At 70.0% G+C, this 1819-nt stretch carries 1 protein-coding gene; it reads right to left on the bottom strand.

All coding sequences use genetic code 11. From position 1 onward, the window contains the following. Positions 1-39: 39 nt before the first annotated feature. Entirely contained in the window at positions 40-1281 is a 1242-nt protein-coding gene (locus tag AB0P35_RS42030; protein WP_363521871.1) for an IS110 family transposase, read from the bottom strand. Between the last annotated feature and the right edge of the window lie 538 nt (positions 1282-1819).

Below are 1819 nucleotides of genomic sequence, written 5' to 3'. Positions count from 1 at the left end.
TCCAGGGCGGCGACGAAGACATCCGATGCGGTTAGCGGGTCAAGCTGCGACCGCCAGGGTGAGTTTGGTCTGCGTGGGGAAGGCGGTGTTCTCGTCGTAGTGGACGCGCTTGGTGAGGCAGTGGTGGAGGCAGCCGAGGAGCCGGTTATAGAGGTTGCGCTGGGCGGAGGAGTGGCGGTCCCCGTCCTCGCGTCGGCGGTCGTAGTGGGCCCTGGCGCCGGGTGAGGCGGTCAGGGAGGCGAAGGCCCAGACGTAGCCGACGGCGGCCAGGCGCTGGTTCTTGACCCGGCGGACCATGACCGCCAGGCTCTTGCCGGACGCCCGGGTGACCGGTGCGGAGCCGGCGTAGGCCTTGAGGGCCTTGGCGTCGGAGAAGCGGGATCGGTCGTCGCCGATCTCGGCGAGCACCCGGGCGCCGGTGAGTGACCCGAGCCCTGGAAAGCTGGTGATGATCTCGGCGTCCGGGTGCTTCTCAAAAGACTCCACCGAGGCCTCGGCGAGGTCGTCCGCACTGCTGCAGGCGGCGTCCAGCTTGCGCAGCAGGGTCAGGGCCTGGCGGCCCATCGCCTCCTCGACCAGCGGCAACTGGCGCATTTGCGGGACCCGCAGGGCCGCGTGCAGGCGCTCGACCTCCTCCTCGATGCCGCGCTTTCGGCCGGCCCTCCTGAGTACGGCCCGCAGCTGGGTGCGGGTGAGCTTGGCGGCCTGCCCGGGGGTCGGTGCGGTGGCCAGCAGCTCGCGGGCCAGCGGTGAGCACAGGCCGTCCCTGAACGGCTGGAGGGCGGCGAGGTAGCCGGGGAAGTACTCGCGAAGGTGCGAGCGGAGCTTGTTGCCGGCCTGGTTGCGGTCCCAGACCGCGTCCTGCTGGGCGCGGGCCAGGACGGCGACGGCCTGGGCGAGTTCGCTGTCGGCCGGGAGCGGGCGGTGGGCGTCGGCGTCGGTGCGCAGGATGTTGGCCAGCACCATCGCGTCGAGGTGGTCGGACTTCTTGCGCACCACGGTGTGGCGCTCGCGGTAGCGGGCCGCGGCCATCGGGTTGATCGAGTAGACGAGCCGGCCGGTCGCGCGCAGACGGGCCACCAGCAGGCCGCGGGAGGTCTCGATCGCCACCGGTATCGGCGCGTTCGGATTGTCCCCGTGCTCGGCCAGCAGCTCGAGCAGCTGCTGCAGGCCCCCCGCGTCGTCGCCGATCCGTGCCCGGCCGACGAGCTTGCCGTCGGCGTCGACCAGGGCGACGTCGTGGTGGTCGCTGGCCCAGTCGATCCCGCAGAAAACCCTCATGGGCGTCTCTCACATCCTTCCGGTTCCGTTGCGTTTCTGCTGGTCAAAGCCGTGCAGAGGCACGCGACTCCCTAATGGAAGGGCTCATGGCCCGTCATCCGATTAGTCGTTCGTGACCCCAGCTGGCCGCGGGGGCCTCGGTCTGTGCAGGAGCTCGGTGGCGTCCCGGTGAAGTGAGAGGTGTTCCCCGCGGAGGGCTCGGACCACGAGCACCAACGATCTGATCATCTGACCGGTCACGGTCGTGAGGACGCCGGACGCCAGGGCCCGCCGATCTCCTGCTGGAGGTCACGCCTCATGTGGGTAACAGGCATGGCCCTCGCGCCGGGCGCCCTCACGACCGTGGTCTTCGGTAGCGGTCGACCGGCACCCGGGGCCAGGTCTTGTCCAAGTGCTCCACGGCCCCGGGGGTCTGATATGGCTCACCGGGTACCGGCTGATCGCCGCCGAAGGAAGCCCGTGGCCGCAGTCTTCGTCAAGGTCTCGCTGGACCAGGAGTATGGAAGCGGTCCACTGGCTTCGCAGCCCATTAGGAGTA

The organism is Kitasatospora sp. NPDC085879, from assembly GCF_040686255.1.
Lineage (GTDB): Bacteria > Actinomycetota > Actinomycetes > Streptomycetales > Streptomycetaceae > Kitasatospora.
This window is presented reverse-complemented; position numbering and strand designations above follow the sequence as displayed.

What these genes read in the sequence shown, in the direction of transcription:
- AB0P35_RS42030 (WP_363521871.1), bottom strand. Translation starts at nt 1,281, where the DNA reads ATGAGGGTTTTCTGCGGGATCGACTGGGCCAGCGACCACCACGACGTC.